Raw genomic sequence first — 19298 nt, 5'->3', positions numbered from 1 at the left:
GGGCATCGATCACCAGTAGGTCTCACCCAAGGTCGGAAAGCCGGACGCTAGACTGCTACTCTCCGTCGGCGTACTTTTCCCATAGGCGTTCAGCCTCATCAGCCGAAATCGATCCATCGAAAACGAAGAGCCTGTATCGACGCAGATAAGACTTATCGGGCTCCAGAACCCAAGGCTCTTTTTGCACGGTGTTAAAATTGACGAAGACTTTCCCCTTCTCCCAGGTGCGCAAATGCTCAGGGTGGGATTGATTCTTTGGATGACTCATTAAGAGCACCCCGGCACGCTCATCATCGATGCCCGTAGGTCCTTCGATCCTCACCCACCGTGCTCTCGAGGTGTTCGAACCAGCCCGACCGATCCCTTCACTTGTGAGATAGGTGCTGGTTCCCGCCCAAATTGGACTGCCGCGCATTGCAAATCCACTATACCGGTAGGGAGTCACAACAACTGTCTCGCCGTCAGAAGTCTGTTGGGAAATCTCTAGATCGACAAAATACCCGGAAGCAGGGGTCTCCACCAATTCGGACACGGCCACTTTGGTTTTTTCCTTTAGCCGAACAATTGGACCATCGGGTGCTTTACGATCGATGTATACACTCTCCCCGATCAGCCCGTTCGGGACCATCTTCGCACCCCTCGCCTCTACGATCCCGTCACCCCTTTGCAGCTCCCAGCAAAGAACCTGTCGGCCCTCCACTTCAATATGCTTCCATGGCCACCAAAGTCCGAAATGATGCGGATGATCAGTCTTGGGTGCGGATTCGGTAACGATGAAACCGGACGGGGTCTTCAGCGGATGAATAAAGTTACTGCCCCGAAAGAGGTCACCCTTGTAGTGATCTGAAAGCGGGAGTGCCTGATAGGTGACCAGCTCCTTGCCACCGACTTCAAGCGAAACAGTCTCGTCCCCCGCCGCGATAAAAAAGGGAAAGGTGAGAACGAGGAGCAATCCGCTGCGTCGCATGTTTCAAACCTGTGCAAGGTTCCAGTGGCCCCGCATCGGCGGATGCATCATCGCGGAAGCCTCAGGGTCACCGATGATTTGTTCCGTTCTCGGATCCCAATTCAATTTCCGCCCGCCTAGCTTCATCGAGATGTGGTGCAGAACACAAATGGTGTTGGTGCGGTGGCCACCTTCGACCGGGCAGATACCGTCTCTGCCCTCACGCGCTGCTTTTAAGAAATCATACTCATGCCATTTGCTCTCATACAGCGACACTTCACTTTCGGTCGGTTTGCGACGAAGAAGCTCTTTATCACTGCAATAGAACCCTTCACGCCAGCAGCCTGCTTCCCCATTTTCCATCTTAAACGTAACTCCAGCGTTTCCATTCCTTGAACGCAAAACAATGCCGTTCTCGTAAAGAGCCTCACCCTCGTAACCAACGTGCACATTGAAGATGCCGCGGTCGGGAAACTCGCCGGTCGCCTTTATCTCTATGGGACCTCCTGTCATGTCTGTACCGATACCCCACTGTGCAATATCATACATGTGCGAGCCCCAACCCGTAATCATGCCGAGACAAAAATCCTCACGCTGCAGCCATCCCGGACGCCCGACGTATCTCCGCTCCGCGTTGATTGTTTGCGAATGAACGCCCAATTCAGAGTATGGAGTATATGATGCCGGACCGAGCCAGAGTTGATAGTCCAAGTGGTCCGGCACTGGCATTTCGACATACGCCTGATTTCCTTTATCGGTAGGCACTTCAACAACGATCTCTTCGACTTTCCCGAGCCATTCGTTCCGAACAATATTGCAGACGGTCCGAAAATAAACACTCGACCGCTGTTGTGATCCGACTTGGAGCGTGACCCCGTTGCGGCGAACCGCCTCCACAAGAGCAATCCCCTCAGGAATCGAGTAGGTCAAAGGCTTTTGCATGAAGATGTGCTTACCCGAATTCGCAGCGGCAATTCCTTGCAACGCATGCCAGCGATCCTGAGTAGCAATGACCACAGCATCAATGGAGGGGTCCGCGATGAGATCCCGGTGGTCCTTAAATTCCGTGATCTCCACTTTTGCTTCACCCCTCTCCTTGTAAAACGCCTCGCAGATCATACGAGCGTTCTCCGTTCGCTTGCTATCAGGGTCACAGACAGCAACAACTCTGGCATTGATCTCCGGCTTGATCCCGCTTGCCAATATTCCACGCATGTTGGCACAACCCATGCGTCCGGAGCCAATCAGGCCGATTTGCATGGTTTCGTTCTTCGAAGGATTCGACCAAACACGGGATGGAAGGAGCAGGATCGAACCACCAGCAGCGAGAGAGCTTTGAATAAATTTTCTGCGTTTCATAGTGTTAGAGGGGTTGAGTTGGGTAATAGTTGTTGGCTAACCGCTATTCGAAGGCGGAGTATCATCGCACTCCAGGACGCCCTTTGATTCAGCGGATCGCAGTAGACGGCCCTCCTGCTCGATCTTTGAAAGTGGTGTATTGAGGTTTGGCATGAGACATTCAGAAAGCTTCACACGAGTAATTCCCTGAGGGTAACACTACGGCTTCCATTCAACAATGAATATTCGTGCATATTTTTCCTCAATTCATGCAGAAATCATATGCTGGCTGGGAACCATACGACGAATCTCAGCCCACGGCCAGGTTACGCCATAGACCCTCGGCGATTGTCCTACTGATGCAAGGCACCAGCGAGTATGAACGCGCCCTCTCCGGGGAAATAGCAGAATATGCCCAACCTTCACGACCCATGCCAGATTCTCCGTAACGTGGATTACTTGCCTGCCGATGCAGTCGCTCTATAAACACTCTTCGAAGCTTGGAAGCCGGATGCCTTATGGTTAGCGAAAGCACGCCCTATTACTACGATGATATTTTGAAAATTAGGGTGCCTGTAGTCTATTCGCCACGCAAAGAGCCGAATATCGAGGGAATCAGCACAGTCGTGGATGACATGGAAACAGGAAAAATCACCGCAAACACCGAACAACGGTCTAGCTCAATTGTTAGGAAAGGTAATCGAATTCACCCGCAGATTCTCGAGTCCGGCTCCATTGTTTGCCGCATTGATTGACTGGAAAAACATGTAGGCCCCAGTCCCCGTCAACGCACTGTAAATGCCAGCATCCACACCAGTAACCGTGCCGACTCCGGTATCCGTGCCATCAGTGAGATTTTGCAGACGAACTGTGTAGGTCGTAGTCGCTGCATTTGCACCAAGGGTGAGTTCGTAATCGAACTGCAATAGGTCGCCTTCGTTGATCGCTCCCGTTTCAATCGAAGATTCTCCCGAAATGTCGCCAGCGCTAAAGTTGCTCAACAAGCGGTATTCATCTGAACCAGATAGGATTTGGATGTTTGCATCAGCCGCTGTCGAGCCAGTGCCTTCGTGAACTGCCGTGTTGTTCCCTTTTAGGCCAGACGAAAACGCGTAAACAAAACCCGTGGGTGTGGAATAGCTGCCGCCAAATTGAAAATTGATGCTGAAACCGAATTTTTCACCAACGTCTAGCAGGATGGCTTCATTCAAAACCGCGACGCTTTGAGTATCCGGTGTAGTCGCATATCCGCTTCCACCGGAATCTGCGACCGTCCAGCCGCTTTCCGCATTCCAGCTCTGCTGCCCATTGAGCGAACCGTTGATGTAATAGGGAGTCACGAATTCGATCAGTGCAGGCGGAGGGGCATCTGTCTCCCTCAGGATAAAGAACTCGTGCGCGGCCCCTTTCGAAACCGTAACGGACCCGTTACCCGAACCGTCAATCCGAACGCCGGACTCCCGAATGATCCACTCAGGATCATGGAGATGGACCTTCGAAAAGACCGAAAACCAGCCGTTCGGCGAACCGTCCGTGATTCCCAGCACTACATCGTCCCCATCCATGTGAATGTGGGCTGTTGGCGCCACAGTCTTTCCAGACAGAATCGGTGTCACGGGTTCGGAATCACTTTTGAATCCAGAAACACCTTCCTTGAAAAGATGAATCTTGTTGATGCGGAAGCCACCCGAGCGACCCACGATGAAGAAATAGTGATCACCCGCGGTGAGAGTGTAAAGGGGAGTCGAGAAGTGACCATCGGTTTGAGCCACTGTGCCGTAGTTGTCGTGGGTAGTCTGCCAGCTGAAATCCGTCCCCGCATTGAATTGATCATTATTGATCGAGTGGTAGGTTTTCCGGGTGATGCCGTATGGATTGACGGGATTGAGCCCCATCACCGTCCAGCAATCATTCCATTTATCGCGTTCAGGCGCACCTTTGTGTGAGGAGTGCAGTGCCATCCGATAGTTGCCTGGGTTGGTGATTCGAAGTTTGTAAATCAGCACGCCCTGGTGTTGATGGTCGATCTTACCGATCCAGGAAGGCACCCAGCGAATATAGCCCTCGCCAGAGAAGTTTGGATTGTCGCCCGCCTCGTAGTGGATGTCGGTCGTCAAAAGTTGCCAGTTATCCGTAAGCGGCACACTCTCGGCCTCGATCACGATTTTCCCATCGACCTCTTGAAAGATACTCTCCGTTTCCGGCGGGATGACTTCCGGCTCAACTCCTGCGGGCGCAGCAGGCGTCGAAGAACTGCCCCCGTTTGTCGGGATCACGGCCGAACCAAACCAAGTCTGCATCTCGGGGATGGTCACTTTCTCATCACTACCATTGATACCGATCAACCAGGTCAACATACCCGCGTCTGAAACATCGGGCTTACCGGCCACGACGCGATCATAAACCCAGTTCAAATTGGCATCTGCATGGTCCCGCAGCCAATGAAAATCGGAGTCGGCACTTCCCTTGAGTCCGTTCCCATTGCTACCGTTCTGGTCCTGTATGCGAAGGTAGCCAATGCCGGGGACAAGAGTCTTAACGGCGTTCCAGTTCCGCTGCCAGAGACGAGGTTTGAAATATTCGTTGTAGTCGTGGTGGGAAATGATAACGACGAAATTTCGCGCCGACGGGTCCGCTGCCTCGAGGGCGCGGTAGATGATCTCCATGGGACCGGCCGCTATCAAGTAGAGCGGATCGTCAGCGGTGGACGCATCAATCTGTGCCGTCAAATGGGCAACGGCACCATCTGGATCATTGCCCGCATCATGAAACCGGTTGGCATCGAAGCCCCAGCGCGTTTGACCGCCCATTGCACTGAGCCACATCCGATTCCCTCCCGAACTGATTACCTTGTATTCGAGAAAATTATTGAAACTGTAGTGAACTAGATTGTTCTGCAGTCCAGCCTTCGCCAGAACCGCCAAAGTAAAGGCGGTCGCACCCACATCGTCTGCGTCAGCGTCCGGATTACCGTCAGCGGTGATCGCGATCCGGTTCGCGTTCGTCCACGGCGAATTCGCGGCCGACAACTCGGATAACACCTGGGAAGAAACAATTAGTGCACTAAAGGCTGCAAGCACGAAAAATTGGGAGAACGATGGGGGCGACAGTTTCATGGGAAGAGTTTGGGGAACGCTCAGTTAAAAAGAGCGTCACCCTTCTGTCTACTTTACACGAATAATTCAAGCATTTCCCATATCTCTCCTCGTCATGGACCAAAACCGTGCACCAGCGATTGCTCCTATCGAACAACCCACAATCTCCGACAGCCCCCAAAAAAGAGCCCATGGCTTACGTGACACCAAATTTCAAGATTCAGCTCCCCAAGACCGACGACGGAAAGCAGAAGGCGGAACGCCCTCATGATGAATCTTAAATACACGAGAAAAGTGATTTGGGTTGGAAAAGCCACAACGGTAGGCAATTTCCCCCGCGCTGAAACCGGTATCCTGCAACATACGGGCAGCACTTTCACAACGTGTTTCCCATAATAAACGGGTCGGTGTCGTTTTTAGCTGCTGCTTAAACAAACGGACCAAGTGTTGTGGACTGACGCCTGATCGATGAGCAATGGCCGCAACGTCCAAGGACTCGCCAAAATCTCTTTCAATTGTCCGTCGGGCGGCTTCCACTGCAGGATGGACTGGGGCCTCCTTCTGGTAACCTGCAATGCGAAAAAATTCACGAAACATCGCTTCCACAATGGCATCATAAACCTCTCTCTCGCCAGTCGAACTCGCCGGATAGAGATCCTCAGCCAATGCCGCAAGTTTTTGAAAGCGACCGCTGAACGAATGGACAGCCGGCAAATCTCTCAACATCTGGCAAACCTGATCCTGTGGTTGGGGGTTTAAGGCAGCGCACCATCCACAACGGGATTTGCGCTTTTTATCGTATCGATACTCCTCCTCGGTTCCCGGAAGTAGAAAGATCATCTCACCCGTACCCACGTGATGCCATGCATCGTCAATCCGCACGTCACACGAACCCGTGTAATTATAGACCAATCGCAGATCAGAATGCACCCGCGGGCCATACGTCCCACTCGGACTGTAGGTGTAGACGGATGCAATCAACCCATCACAGGAATCATAAATGTTCATTTTAGATAATTCATTGAAAGTCACAGACATTGTCAACGGTCCCAATTTTGCTTAGGCTGGGAGGGTCCATTGCAAACATCCCAAAAACCTCAATCCCCTACCAATATGCCAGAAAAGACACCCCCTGAGAGCCATTCTTCCATTAAGCAATACAACACAGAAGACTGGATGTATGAGGATTTCATCATCGGTCAGAAGGACCGCTCGATCCGGCGCACTATCTCCGAGGGAGAGGCCATGCAATTCAACGCCATGGTACTCGATATGCATCCTTACGTAGGCGATGAGACCTTTGCAAAAGAAGAGGGATTGTTCGGTAAGCGCCTCGTCGCTGGTGCCCAGGTTTTTGCTTATGGATTAGGACTCATGGCAAACAACAACGTGCACACCTTTAGCTACGGCTACGATAAACTGCGCTTCATAAAGCCGGTGTTCATTGGAGATACTATTTACACCATCCGCACCCATCTCGAAAAACGTCCAAAATATAAGGAAATGGGCCTTATTCGCGTTAGCTATGAGGTGTTCAAAGGCAAAGGTGAGCTCGCGCTCTATGCCGAACACCTGCAAACCGTGAAGTACCGGAACCCCGCAGACTTTGCCAAACAGATCGGTTAAAGGATCTCGGTCTTTTCCCAACCACTAACAACGCCAAACGACCATGGCCGAAACCATCCCCGACTCAACCATCATTACCGATCTATCCTCTGCAGAGGGTGCAGGCGCACAGCGTTTGAGTATTCAAAAACTCAAGGAATACATGCAGTGGGAATTTGGCATGTTCATTCACTGGGGCATGTCAACATTCGACCAAAACGAACTCAGCGCCTGCGAGCCAATCGACACCTACGATCCGACCGACCTAAATGTTGACGAATGGATCTCTGTGGCAAGAGACGCAGGTATGCGTTACGCCGTACTCACTGCCAAGCATGTGGCCGGGCATGCACTTTGGCCCAGTCAATTTGGCGACTACTCCGTCAAGAACAGCAAAGAAACCACCGATGTCGTCGGCGCGTTTGTCAATGCCTGTCGTGAAAAGGGCATCAAGGTCGGCATTTATTACTGCGCATGGGACAATACGAACCTCTTCGGCATGCAAGTCACCAGAGACTGGAAGGAGTACGGTTACGGAGTCACCCATACAAACGATGCTTACCGCGAGTTTATGTGGAACCAGTGCGACGAGCTGATCGATCACTATGATCCCGACCTCTTCTGGATCGATATGCCACGGGTCCTCCCCTACGACAAACGTCACGAGCTCTACGAGCGAATCACTTCCAGAAAGCCCGGGATCTTCTGCGGCTACAATCACTCCTGCCAAAACGGCACCAAGTTCGACCCGACCTTCGCGCACCCGTCCGACTTCATGACGATGGAGCGGACGTTCCCAAACTACTACAATGGCCACGGGAAAAAGTCTTACTTCCAGTGGAAAGAAATACTTGGCGATCACTATTTCATACCCGGAGAAACGAACGACACGATTGGTCGAGACTGGTTCTACCAAGACGATGACCTCGCCCGAAACGATCAGGACCTTCTCGGCATGTACTTGGCAACCGTTGGTCGGGAGGCCAATTTTCTTCTCAATTGCCCTCCCGATAAACGTGGTCGAATGCCGCAGCGCTGGATAGATGCGCTCCAAAGCCTCCGCAGTAATATCGACCTGCTGGGATTCGGCTAACCTATGGATTGACAAACTGTCTTTTGGCTAGTTTCGGAACAATTTGGTTTTTTGCTAGCCTATTCTACTAAGGCATACTCCTACTGCGAAATTCCACCCTACCCATGTGTGAGCGAACTACCCAAGCCGCCCTCTTATTAGGCACTGCCCTCGGTCTACTGATGATTTCAGTCGATCGGTTACCTGCCGCTCAGCCGACTGTTTTGAGTCAGTCGAAGCCAAACATCCTCTGGATCATTACCGACGATCATCGCTACGACTCGATTCGTGCCTTCAACGAGGCGATTACGGGAGAGGAAATGAGCCCTCTTGGCTATGTTGAGTCTCCGAATACAGATCGTCTCGCGGAGATGGGGACCACCTTTATCAACACTTATTGCCAGGCGCAGGGTTGTGCACCGTCCCGTGCCTCGATGCACTACGGCCGTTACCCACATCGAAGCGGCCTTTACGAGTTTGAGTGGTTCAATGATCAGGTCGAACACGCCGAGCTCTCGGTTCCGGAGCAAATGGCACTCCTCGGCTATCAGACTTTTCATGTGGGCAAAATGGGCGTTCGCGTTCGCACAACCCATCCAAACGGTCGATTCGGAGGGAAACAGAAGTACGAGCAAAGTGTATTTCACCATCCCCTTTGGCTCGATGGACTTACCGACTGGCGCAACACCGGAACCATCTCCGAAGTCGATGGCGTCAAGGTCCCCAATCCAGGTCGCGGTGAATGGTTCATGACGCCCGAAGGTGACTGGGAAGTGACCGCTTCGTTCCTCAATGAGGTCCCGGGGCTCGAAGATCACAACCGCACGATCGACGAGAAATACGACATCCTCCGCAAGTACAAGTCGCCGAAAGATCATGCGTATGGATCCGGTGAAATCATCGGTGGCGTCAGTCCCCTGCCCTGCGGTGAAACCCGCGATGGCGTCTATAACCAGCAACTGATTCGCTTTCTCGAAAACCAGGATAAAAAGATGAAGATCGGATCACAGTCTTTTACGGGAGTTGATCCATCGAGACCCCTAATGGCCTACATCGGATATGACTTCCCGCACACTCCGGTCCTCCCGCCCAAGTCGTTCCGCGACCGCTTTGCAAACAAACGATACGAGATCCCTGAAGTGGATCCGGATGAATTTGATAAACTCCCGCCGCAGCTTCAGAAACTGGTGAGAGGCAGCGCCTCCGATCACTACAGCGAGGAAGACAAGCAACAGATGGTCCAGGATTATTACGCGTTCTGCGCCTACGGCGACGCTCTCATCGGCGAGGCCGTCGACGCCTTTATTGAATACAGTGAATCGCAACGGCAGGAATGGATGATTCTCTACGTCTGTGGCGACCACGGGTGGCGTCTCAACGAACACGGTGCCATCTACAAGTTTGCTCCTTGGAAGACCGATGCCCTTACTCCAGTGATCGTTGTGTCGTCAGACAAAGAGACATTCCCCGCCGGTAAGGTGGTCACCGAATTGACTGAGCTGGTCGATCTTGCTCCAACGATCATCGCTGCCGGAGGGGGGAACTTAGATAGCCCTGAATTCGAATACCTCGACGGCTTCGATTTGGCCAAGGTGGTTTCTGGTGATATTCGCCGTGACTACGTAATCAAGGAAAGCCACGCCGTGACGGGTCCACGTGCCACCATCCGTACGCAGGATTACATGTTCTCTATCAAGTCCCGTCCCCGCAACAGGATGGGTGGGGAGAACATGAACTGGGCGATGAACGCCACCTACAAACAGTTGGAACCCGTTCTTTACGATCTTCAACGGGATCCCGAAGAATTGAACAACGTCGCCTTTGATTCGAGATATCGCCGGATCGCTGAAGCGATGAGGGAAAAACTACTCGATATCGTAATCGGAGACGGACGTGTTGAAGTAGACTGGAAACAGGACGGCAGCGGGACCGAAATCGTTCGTAGCAATTTTGCGCCCGGCGCAGACGACAAAGAGCTTTCACTCTAAATGAGAACAAACTGGAATTGCCTCTGTAGCCTGAATGTCACTGTTTCAAGCGTTTGTCGGGAGTATTTTGTAGCATCCCGCCATAAGGCGGATGAGCGCGCAGTTCTTCGGTTTTCATCTGCCACTTTGGACCGTCAGTCTCACGACCGATGCTACGTTCGAAGCACCCACATTGCACCTTAAACTCATGCCACTCGCTTTAGTAACCTAGACTCTATCAAAGCCGCATAATTACACGAGTAATTCGATTCCCTTCGAAAACCTGATGATCCCGATCCCCAAGCTACTTATCGCAAATCTCGCGAGCACTGTATTTTTCCTCTCAGCGAACGGAGCCCTTAGCCCGGAGGTTATTGAACAACTTGGAAGCGCCGGAAAAGAAGCGTATGAGAACCACCAACACCTCATGGAGGTGGTGAAGGAGAAGTATCCAAGCACCACCGATATTCAGGTAAACGCGCAATACGAACGACTCATGTCTGTCGCGTTCTTCACAGGGCCTCTAAAGATCGACGGAAAGGCGGATATTCCCGTTCCTCTGGAAGTAGCCCGCCACCGACAATCCTTCCGCTCCTTTCAAGTGAAAGGCGAAGGCCTGCTCGGCATAAAGCAGGTGAGTTTCACCTCGAAAACCGACGGCTTTCGCGAGGCAAAGATCAGTCAGCAATCGGACCGTGGATTCGTCATCGAAGCCGCTCTGGCGAGTATCAAGGAGGGCGAGCCTTACTGGATGGAATTCATCGGCGAGGGAACGGTTGATGAAGTTTTGCTTGTGAACTGGGAGGGTATCGCGGTCGATTTCAACCCAAGTCTCTACATCGCACCCGGGTTGGACAAGCCAATCATCGATGTAAACGTTCACGTGGATGTAACCGCCTACCGTGCTATTCATGGTATCTCCGAACTGCAGAGGGACCGTTACTTCCGCTACTACGCCAGTCCAAACATGGACCAGTCCGGGAAAGAGCCCTACTTCGTTGGAAAAGGGTTTCTCCCCGGCCGTCAGATCGAGAAGCTGGGACCCCTTCTTGAGGATCGCTACGGCGCAGCAGATCGGCTCGACCATCTGACCGAAGACCCGGACCGCCCAGGTTATGCCGACTTGTCCTTCTTTGATCGCAACGTCGGCATGTTCTGGCGCTTCAAGGGGGTCGATCCCGAAATGACCTTCGCCATGTGCTTTGATAACTGGCCCTCCTTCATGGAACCAGACGTCGAAGGAATTCCCAACATCCGTGGAACACCTGAAAACTATGATGCTGCGACCGAGCTGGCCGTCGAGTACCTCAAAGCTCAGGTGCGCGACAGCGGCCGCACTGCCGACTGGTGGGAGGTAAAAAACGAGAGTGATATCCAGTCCGAATGGATGTGGCACGGGCAGGAGGGCTACGACAGTTGGGGCAAGCTGGCTGACTTTCACATCGCGATGGCCGACGGCATCCGCGCCGAGTTTCCGGATGTTCAGGTCGGAGGTCCCGCGTCCGCATGGATCCAGCCACACCGAAACGATTTTCGGGTCTGGAAGAACCAGCAGCGCTTCATGGACCTGACCAAGGGTAAGATGGATTTTTACTCCCACCACTTTTACGAAATCGCCTCCAACAACTCCTACGGAGATCAATGGAACGGCCGCGACGGATACGCACAGGGAAACCTCGAATGCACCCTCGACATGCTCAAGGCCCACATGACCAAGATCGATTACGAGGTGCCTATACTGGTAACCGAGTACGGGACGCTGAACGCTCCCAACGGCGACATCGGTTTTTGGACTCACGTGAAGAACGTCAACAACATGCTCGTCAACTTCCTCGACCGACCCCAGGACTTCGACCTCACGGTACCTTTCCTCCTCACTTACATGCACTGGGATCCCCATGCGATGGAATCATTCATCCACCGGGATGAAGACGGCGAATACTACAAGACGAAGAACGCCTATTTTATCGACCTGTGGGAAGACTTCAAAGGCAAGCGGGTAACCTCAACCGAAGACCATCGCAAAATCTATAGCTTCGCTGTTCTCGACGGAAACGTTCTTCGCGTCGTCCTCAACAACCGGTTCGACCAAAGAGCGCGAATCAATCTCGAAACCACTCTCCCCGAGGGGATCCAGATCGAATCCGCCAGACGAATCAAGCCCGTCTTTGAAAAGGGAGAAATGCTCTTCATCGACGAGCCAGTCGAAGACCTATCCTCGATAGACGCAGGCGTCGATGTCACCCAGATTGTCGAACTGACGCTTTCGGATGCTCCTAGGCTGGACACTATTCACAACGAAACCTCATGGTACGCACCCGAAACGGCTATTCGAGCGGACCAGCCGGTTACTTTTGAAGTCGCCATCGACGAGAGTGAACTTAGTAAAAACCTTCTCAGCAGCAAGGTTCGTATTGGGGTGCATCGCCCCAATGGTTTTGAAAAAGGCGTGACTGTTTCGCTAAACGGAGTGGAGAGCCAATCCCTCGACTTGAGCTACAGCAAAGGCGCCCAACGTTTCTTCGATTATTTCGAATTCGATTACGATCCCGCACTGCTCAAGACAAGCAACACCATTGAGGTCTCATTCGAAGAGCCAGGCGCAGTCGCAACCTCTGCAAAGGTGGTCTTGGTGAGCGGTTCAATCTAAAGGCGGATCTTCACCATCGGTTCGAAACGGTGCGACTGGCAGCCCTACCCGATCATAAAGATTGATAGCAGGGTTATTCGCCCAACCGTATCGCACAGCAACGGGAACATCCACCTCATCAGACCAAACCCGGACTGTTTTCCAATTTAAAATCTCGCCGTTGGCCCAGACAAATCTACCGTCCGCTCCAGCGATCGAGAAACCCTGCACCTCTTTTGTATCAAAAGCATAGAGACCATACTTCATATTCTTAAATGTGATGATTGCCGCGCCGTCATCGATTCGCATCGATTCAAAGCGTGGACTTTCTTCATGGATCTCGATTCCGTATTCATTCCTCAACGCATGGCGGACCAGTCGCGCCGAGACCGTTTGTTTGTCTCTGGGATGGATGTCGCGCCCCTCACCTGTATCAAAGGTAATGACCTCCCCTGTTCCGGGTAGTGACCGAGCCATCGACTGCGCTTCCCGAAGTTCAGCCCAGTTACTCTTGCCAGGCTGCTCAACCTCCGCTGTAAAGTCGGCGAGCTGCGCCCAGTAGAACGGAAAGTCACCCTGCCCCCATCGCTCGCGCAAGCTCTTAATGAACAGGGGAAATAACGATTGATACTGCTCAGGATCTCGAAGGTTACTCTCCCCTTGATACCAAATCACCCCACGCAAACCATACCCAACCGTCGGTTGCACCATTCCATTCCAAATATTGGCGGGCCGGTGCCGACCCGTTCGAATGTCTGTTGGACGCCAACGGCGCGGGGGCGGTTTCCCCGAAGCCACCCATTCACTGAACTCCGCAATCTCTCGAGCAAAAGCTTCATCCGAGAACTCTGCGTAACGCCTGTCCCAATCTTCCAGCATTTCCGAATACTCGCCCGATGAATCAAGGGCATCACGAGGAATCCAGGATTCGATTGGCGAGCCTCCCCAAGCATTATCGACCAGACCAACAGGAACATCGAGCACCTGAAACAGAGTTCGACCGAAAAAATACCCGACCGCGGAAAAAGAGCCCACCGTCTCCTCCGAGCAAGCGACCCACTTGGCTTCGAAATCAATCTGCGGTTCCGCGGCGCCCTTTCTGGGAACCTGAAATAAACGGATATAGGGATAATTCGCAGTAAGCATTTCCAGATCCGCGTCCTTTGACGACGCCACATTCCAGCCCATATTCGACTGCCCTGAACAGAACCACACCTCACCAATCAAGACGTCTTCGAAACGAACACTCTCTTCTGACGCCCGAATGGTCAGAGTCAGCGAGTCGAAGCTGGCACTCATTGGGTCTAGTTGGACACGCCAATCACCACGATCATCGGCAACAACCTCAAGAGTCTGTCCGTCGATTAAGACAGTAATCAGCTCGCCCGGGTTCGCTTTCCCCCAAACCGGATTCACCTGCCCCTGCTGCAGGACCATGCGGTCGCCAAATATACTCGGCAACCAGAGCTCCGCACGGACTGACCCGGTACAAATAAAAACCAAAAGAGCTACACTGATGAGAGCCTTAATCTTCCTGGGCCTCATTCGAGGCTGTACTCCCATCCTGCCCGGACAGGCTCCTTAATCCATTGCTGAGCCAGTGGGCTGGAGCATTCCATCGTTTCGGAATCCCAGGTAATCGTCTCGTTTGCACGAATCGCCATGCTCCCCAGCAACACCGTCTCAGTCAAAGGAGCAGCATAATCAAAATTGGATCCGCACTCATCAATTTCACCACGAATTGCCGACCACAGGTCTGTATGCGGGTCGCCCGTATGAGAGCGGGGAATTGTCTTTTCCTTGAGCACGTCACGATACTCCCTCATCCGCTCAGAAGGCCAGAGACGAGGAGATTCCGGACGTATATTCTCGTGGTAAATGGTTTCTTTACTGCCTTTCATATACATCCCATTTTTGGGAAGTTCGTCCATCCCCTCCAACTTGTCTGGACGAAACTTGCCCTCATACCAATGGACCCTTACCGCCTTACGATCACCTTTGGAAGGGAAATGATAAATCACATGGGCACCTCGCGGTGTATAATCGGTGTTTTCCCAACGATCCATTTCTGCGATTTCAACTTTATCCGGATAGCCGAGGTCCAGTGCCCAGAATGGAGCATCCAAGGTGTGACAACCGATATCTCCAAGCGCTCCGCAACCGTACTTCCAAAAAGCCCGCCACCGTAAGGGCATGTAATCATCACTGAATTCGGTTTCCGGCACCGGGCCCTGCCAAAGGTCCCAATCGACATCCTCGGGCACTGGCCCGGTCTCGACAGGCAGTGGTCTGAAGGCGAACCAAGGCAAACGAGGCCGATCTGTCCAGCAGTGCACTTCCTCGACCTCTCCAACGATACCCTTCTTGACCCACTCAACAATCCGGTGCGCGCCCTCGAAACAGTGCCCTTGATTACCCATCACGGTCTTAACTTGGTACTCTTTGGCCGCATCCTGAAGAGTCCTCACTTGATCGACACTGTGCGCAAGCGGTTTCTGGACAAAGACATGCTTCCCGCGCTGCATTGCGTCCATAGCCATCGCAAAGTGCGTATGGTCCGGAGTCGAAATAGCAACCGCATCGATCTCATCTCCCATCTGATCCAGCATTCTGCGAAAATCGTTGAACCGCTTTGCGTTGGGAACCATCTGCGCGTGCTTGAGAGCAGCCCTTTTTTCAAAGCCACTCGGGTTGGCCCGCCAATCCACATCGCAAACGGCGACAATGTTCTCGTTCAGGCTGCGTCGAAGACCGTATTGTCCAATACCACCCACTCCGATCCAGCCGACATTGACTTTCGAGTTTGCCGATCGACCAGGCTGACCGATCGAAAAACGAGGGAGTAGAAAGGTTCCGGCCGCTGCTGTCGCTGAAGCATTGATAAATTCTCTTCGTTTCATGTTATACCAAATTTAAGAAGGATCGATAGCTATGGCGGGATGTGGGATGAGCCTGAGCAAGGCGGCCCGATTGGAGGCGGGTCTGCGACCCGTGCCAATCGGGCAAACGCAGCTCAGGCTCATCCCACGCCCGTCCCATGGGGATGCGCCCGGAATCGAAGTTCGCGGCGTTGCAGGGATCGGCGCGTATCTCGATACGCATCCGATCCCCGCGCCTTGCGCTGCTTCGATTCCGAGCTGCACCATAACTGTCGATCATTCTTAAATTTGGTATTAGGGTTTTTTGGTGAGAGGACCAAAACAAGTATTCGATTGGAGTCAGACGGGTTCGATCCCATTACTCCTATCTTTCGGACAGGCAACCGGCCTTCCGAACTCAGTCCCTAGTCCAAATCTCCCCAAACGCTTGTTTCAATTTTCAGGAACGAAATTATCGACCGGACGAATGACGATATAGTCATGACTCCGCTCCTCCACACCTACGGCTACCAAAAGTGCACTGAACTCACCCTCATCATTGATGTACACCTGCGGACGCTCAATGCGACTTGCGCTCAACTCCGTCCCATCCTCGAGAAGAATCGGTTCTTCCTGGGTCCAGACGGGAATCTTTGAGAAAAGCTCGTAGTTCATTCCATCCTTTGAGGTGTAATAGACAACAGGCTTCTGAACTCCGGTCACCTTCCCCTCCCAATCCGTGCAAATCACGTTATACTGCTCGTTCGCCCACCAAATGGTCGGATCCTCCAATTCAAGATCATACGGTAAAAGATTCCTCCCATTGCCGAACCTTTTGTAGGGTCCATTCACATCATCGGCCACATGAGCGACCATGCATGCATCCCATTTTCCATCGCGCGTCGGCTTCGGCTTATGTTTGGACACCATGTAGGCGGAGCCGTCTTCATGAAGTAGCAAGGCTGGATTATTGGCTTTGACGACAGGCCCGGCAACCGGCTCCCATGGCCCCTCTATCGTATCGGCATAGGCGAAACCGGTCGACCAACCGGGAATACCGAGATGGTAAATCAAATAGCGATCGCCAACCTTCATAATCTTCGGGTTGTGAATCCCATTCGTAGCCCATGGATGATCGGATGGATGTAAGACAACCTCTTCGAACTCGTAGGGACCGAACAAGTTCTTAGAAGTCGCACGGATCACGTGACTCCGCTTCCACCCCGAATCGAAAGAGTGATCGTCCGCTTTCGGCCAACGTGAACAGAAGAGATGATAAGTGTCTCCAACCTTTATCAAAGAAGGATCCCACAAACTGTAGCCTTCCATCTCAAAAACAGCGTTCGCAGGAATCGGTCCCAAAGCGTCGCGTAGTGGATTGGAATCAGGATAGCTAATCACTGCGTCATCCGGTAATTTTTTCCCGACTTCGTATTCGTCGCCAGACGCCAAACCGCAAAAGGCAAAGGCGATACAGAATCGTGCGAGCGTCATCATCAATCTCCTTCAGAAAGAACCAACAAAAACTCTAGAGGGAAATCGATACCCACTCATCAAACATCTCGCCAGCGTTGACCTCGGTTGCACTGACTACAATCCGATATTTCAGAACAAACGTCTCACCTTTCCGCAAAGACAGAGGCTCACCAAACAAAAGGGCCGGACTCACGTACGGCATCCTGGAGACATACCAAGCGGATGGAGAACTCAAATTGTCAGGGTGGTCCATGAACAAGATCCCTGCGCCGGAGGGCAGAGTGAACTGAACCCAACTCGATGGCTGCCCGTGGGCGTCTCTCCCCTTGAGGCCTGATCCGTTCACGAATTCGCCTTGTTTCATGCCGGGATTCATCCGGATCGATAGCCCCGCATATCCGCCATAGGCTTTTCCACCTTCTTCTCCGGGAATGGGCGTTCGGTCCAGAGCAACTTCAGCGAGAGCCTTGAATCTTGCCGTCCAATCAATCGTGTAGAGCCCGGACGAATCGGGTGCCGAAACCACAATTTCTCGAACTTCTTCTACAACTCTCTCCGCAATTTCTCCCGGCGCATATTCAAGACTCTGGAGGATACGCACTGTCGTAGCCTCGTTGACTTCATTGTGAGTCGAGAGGAGACGGGTGCGGCCTTCTGAAAGGCCCGTCTTTCGGTTTTCCTCCCAATAATTCACACGGTCGATATACTTCCACGAGAACCACAGGCCCCTGTGCCAAGGATGGTCTTTTGGTCGAATCGCAGTAAATATCGTCCCGTCAACTGACGCCAGAGGATGAAAGAATGGCTTTCCATCTTCTGGATCATAATGATAGGTCCATAGCGTCACTCCGTCTACAACCAGAGATAGAAAATTCTCCCTCTCAAGGACCTCGACCTCTGGAGAGGGAGTGGGGAACTGGATGCCTAGCAGAAGCAAACCTGCCCAGAGCCCAGTGCATACACTGGTCATAAGGTCCAAGGTGGGCGCATCTTGCGCTGCATCATCGCCATTGCGTCACTGCTTCCGACGACCGTTTCCTTCACTGGATCCCAACCAACGGTTTCGCCTGTTCGAATTCCAATGTCTCCGAGCTGGGAAATGATGTCAGATTTAATGCCGGTCTCGAGACCTGAAATCGGTTCTTCGCGACTAATGATACAATCAACGAAATTGCCCATGTGGTTTCGACTTATCGGTAGGCGAACCGGTCCCGGGTCCTTCGCTTTCCTGCGTAACTCCTCGCTTGAAGCTCTGAAAGCACCACGGGAAATACTGACCCAACCGTTCTTCCCCACAAAGAACGTTCCATTACCGATTTCCGCTACGGCACCCTTCATTCCTTCAGGAATCTTTGCATCCTCTTTTCGCGCCCAGCGAGTATCGATAAACGTCAGCTTCGTGCCGTTTGGGTAGCGCGCATCCATATGCCAGTTGATCGCTGTATCATAGAGTCCATCCGTCGGAATCCTACCGGTCGTCTTGTATTCTACGGGAATGCCTAGTCCCTCTCGATCGGCCCACCATTGCAGAATGTCGAGTGGGTGAGCGCCCCATCCAGCGATAAAGCCAATAGCATAATCATAGATAAACCACGCACCTTTATACGAAACGCGATCGGGGCTGTAGGGGGCCTCTGGCGCAGGTCCAAGCCAGAGATCGTAATCGAAACCTTCAGGCACAGGTTGAGCAGTGCCGTCACCGCCCCATCCACCTCCCGGAGCCCAAACAAACACTTCCTGCACCTCACCTATGTGACCATTCAGAACGAGCTCCAAGCCGAGACGGCACGCATCCGAGGAACGTTGCTGGGTTCCGTACTGAAAAACCCGTCCATACCTTTCCACAATTTCACGTGCGACGAGATCCTGTTCGATACTTACCCCGAGCGGCTTCTCGCAATAGACGTCTTTTCCGGCCCTCGCAGTAGCCAACGAAATAGGAACATGCCAGTGGTCTGGCGTCACAACATGCACTCCATCAATGTCTTCACGAGCAAGCACTTCACGAAAATCGGTGTAGGTGTCAGCGACATCCCATTCAGCTGCACGTTCTATTTGGCGATCAATGAACGGGTCGCAAACGGCAACGATCTCCGACTTCGGATTGTTCTTGTAAGCCCAACAGCTTTGAGATCGGCTTCCGCAACCAACCACACTAATGGTGACTCGGTTGCTCGGAGCAACATTTCCGTTTTGGCCGAGCACGCTCGAAGGGATGATTGTCGGAAAACCGAGAAGCGCAGTGGCACCGATCGATTTCTTTAGGAATTCTCTACGGGTTTGTTCTTTCTTCATGGGATAACTTATTGGGT

At 52.5% G+C, this 19298-nt stretch carries 14 protein-coding genes; 4 read left to right on the top strand and 10 right to left on the bottom strand.

Annotated elements, in window-relative coordinates; genetic code table 11:
• Positions 1-55: 55 nt before the first annotated feature.
• From AAGJ81_00505 to AAGJ81_00490, 4 genes are all read right to left on the bottom strand, one after another.
• Positions 56-967: a PmoA family protein gene (locus tag AAGJ81_00505; GenBank protein MEM0964615.1), complete on the bottom strand. Its 912-nt coding sequence runs from the start codon at positions 965-967 to the stop codon at positions 56-58.
• A 3-nt stretch (positions 968-970) separates the two neighbouring features.
• A complete protein-coding gene (locus AAGJ81_00500) occupies positions 971-2305 on the bottom strand; it encodes a Gfo/Idh/MocA family oxidoreductase (protein ID MEM0964614.1) in 1335 nt (444 codons plus the stop codon).
• A gap of 659 nt (positions 2306-2964) precedes the next feature.
• A complete protein-coding gene (locus AAGJ81_00495) occupies positions 2965-5400 on the bottom strand; it encodes a hypothetical protein (GenBank protein MEM0964613.1) in 2436 nt (811 codons plus the stop codon).
• Positions 5401-5592: 192 nt separating this feature from the next.
• Complete coding sequence (locus tag AAGJ81_00490; protein MEM0964612.1) at positions 5593-6387, bottom strand: AraC family transcriptional regulator; 795 nt, start codon at positions 6385-6387, stop codon at positions 5593-5595.
• A gap of 105 nt (positions 6388-6492) precedes the next feature.
• Here AAGJ81_00490 and AAGJ81_00485 point away from each other — a divergent pair, with 105 nt between their 5' ends.
• From AAGJ81_00485 to AAGJ81_00470, 4 genes are all read left to right on the top strand, one after another.
• Complete coding sequence (locus AAGJ81_00485) at positions 6493-7005, top strand: MaoC family dehydratase (protein MEM0964611.1); 513 nt, start codon at positions 6493-6495, stop codon at positions 7003-7005.
• A 43-nt stretch (positions 7006-7048) separates the two neighbouring features.
• Positions 7049-8077: an alpha-L-fucosidase gene (locus AAGJ81_00480; GenBank protein MEM0964610.1), complete on the top strand. Its 1029-nt coding sequence runs from the start codon at positions 7049-7051 to the stop codon at positions 8075-8077.
• 104 nt (positions 8078-8181) lie between these two features.
• Entirely contained in the window at positions 8182-10044 is a 1863-nt protein-coding gene (locus AAGJ81_00475) for a sulfatase-like hydrolase/transferase (protein MEM0964609.1), read from the top strand.
• A gap of 265 nt (positions 10045-10309) precedes the next feature.
• Positions 10310-12673: a hypothetical protein gene (locus AAGJ81_00470; protein ID MEM0964608.1), complete on the top strand. Its 2364-nt coding sequence runs from the start codon at positions 10310-10312 to the stop codon at positions 12671-12673.
• Here AAGJ81_00470 and AAGJ81_00465 read toward each other — a convergent pair.
• The 6 genes from AAGJ81_00465 to AAGJ81_00440 form a co-directional block, all read right to left on the bottom strand.
• Positions 12665-14197, bottom strand: a complete 1533-nt coding sequence (locus tag AAGJ81_00465) for a sialate O-acetylesterase (protein ID MEM0964607.1) — start codon at positions 14195-14197, stop codon at positions 12665-12667. The genes AAGJ81_00470 and AAGJ81_00465 overlap by 9 nt on opposite strands.
• The gene (locus AAGJ81_00460) at positions 14194-15552 is read right to left on the bottom strand and encodes a Gfo/Idh/MocA family oxidoreductase (GenBank protein MEM0964606.1); all 1359 of its coding nucleotides are present in this window, start codon (positions 15550-15552) and stop codon (positions 14194-14196) included. Before AAGJ81_00460 ends, AAGJ81_00465 begins: the two co-directional genes overlap by 4 nt.
• 1 nt (position 15553) lies before the next feature.
• Entirely contained in the window at positions 15554-15811 is a 258-nt protein-coding gene (locus AAGJ81_00455) for a hypothetical protein (GenBank protein MEM0964605.1), read from the bottom strand.
• A gap of 152 nt (positions 15812-15963) precedes the next feature.
• Entirely contained in the window at positions 15964-17007 is a 1044-nt protein-coding gene (locus AAGJ81_00450) for a glycoside hydrolase family protein (protein ID MEM0964604.1), read from the bottom strand.
• A 31-nt stretch (positions 17008-17038) separates the two neighbouring features.
• Complete coding sequence (locus tag AAGJ81_00445; GenBank protein MEM0964603.1) at positions 17039-17956, bottom strand: PmoA family protein; 918 nt, start codon at positions 17954-17956, stop codon at positions 17039-17041.
• A complete protein-coding gene (locus tag AAGJ81_00440) occupies positions 17953-19281 on the bottom strand; it encodes a Gfo/Idh/MocA family oxidoreductase (GenBank protein MEM0964602.1) in 1329 nt (442 codons plus the stop codon). The genes AAGJ81_00445 and AAGJ81_00440 overlap by 4 nt, the downstream gene beginning before the upstream one ends.
• Between the last annotated feature and the right edge of the window lie 17 nt (positions 19282-19298).

This window comes from Verrucomicrobiota bacterium (genome assembly GCA_038744685.1).
Classification (GTDB): domain Bacteria; phylum Verrucomicrobiota; class Verrucomicrobiia; order Opitutales; family Puniceicoccaceae; genus Puniceicoccus.
The sequence above is the reverse complement of the archived record's forward strand: the minus strand, read 5'-3'. Positions and strand labels throughout refer to the sequence as shown.

What these genes read in the sequence shown, in the direction of transcription:
- AAGJ81_00505 (MEM0964615.1), bottom strand. Translation starts at nt 967, where the DNA reads ATGCGACGCAGCGGATTGCTCCTCGTTCTCACCTTTCCCTTTTTTATC.
- AAGJ81_00500 (MEM0964614.1), bottom strand. Translation starts at nt 2,305, where the DNA reads ATGAAACGCAGAAAATTTATTCAAAGCTCTCTCGCTGCTGGTGGTTCG.
- AAGJ81_00495 (MEM0964613.1), bottom strand. Translation starts at nt 5,400, where the DNA reads ATGAAACTGTCGCCCCCATCGTTCTCCCAATTTTTCGTGCTTGCAGCC.
- AAGJ81_00490 (MEM0964612.1), bottom strand. Translation starts at nt 6,387, where the DNA reads ATGAACATTTATGATTCCTGTGATGGGTTGATTGCATCCGTCTACACC.
- AAGJ81_00485 (MEM0964611.1), top strand. Translation starts at nt 6,493, where the DNA reads ATGCCAGAAAAGACACCCCCTGAGAGCCATTCTTCCATTAAGCAATAC.
- AAGJ81_00480 (MEM0964610.1), top strand. Translation starts at nt 7,049, where the DNA reads ATGGCCGAAACCATCCCCGACTCAACCATCATTACCGATCTATCCTCT.
- AAGJ81_00475 (MEM0964609.1), top strand. Translation starts at nt 8,182, where the DNA reads ATGTGTGAGCGAACTACCCAAGCCGCCCTCTTATTAGGCACTGCCCTC.
- AAGJ81_00470 (MEM0964608.1), top strand. Translation starts at nt 10,310, where the DNA reads ATGATCCCGATCCCCAAGCTACTTATCGCAAATCTCGCGAGCACTGTA.
- AAGJ81_00465 (MEM0964607.1), bottom strand. Translation starts at nt 14,197, where the DNA reads ATGAGGCCCAGGAAGATTAAGGCTCTCATCAGTGTAGCTCTTTTGGTT.
- AAGJ81_00460 (MEM0964606.1), bottom strand. Translation starts at nt 15,552, where the DNA reads ATGAAACGAAGAGAATTTATCAATGCTTCAGCGACAGCAGCGGCCGGA.
- AAGJ81_00455 (MEM0964605.1), bottom strand. Translation starts at nt 15,811, where the DNA reads ATGATCGACAGTTATGGTGCAGCTCGGAATCGAAGCAGCGCAAGGCGC.
- AAGJ81_00450 (MEM0964604.1), bottom strand. Translation starts at nt 17,007, where the DNA reads ATGATGACGCTCGCACGATTCTGTATCGCCTTTGCCTTTTGCGGTTTG.
- AAGJ81_00445 (MEM0964603.1), bottom strand. Translation starts at nt 17,956, where the DNA reads ATGACCAGTGTATGCACTGGGCTCTGGGCAGGTTTGCTTCTGCTAGGC.
- AAGJ81_00440 (MEM0964602.1), bottom strand. Translation starts at nt 19,281, where the DNA reads ATGAAGAAAGAACAAACCCGTAGAGAATTCCTAAAGAAATCGATCGGT.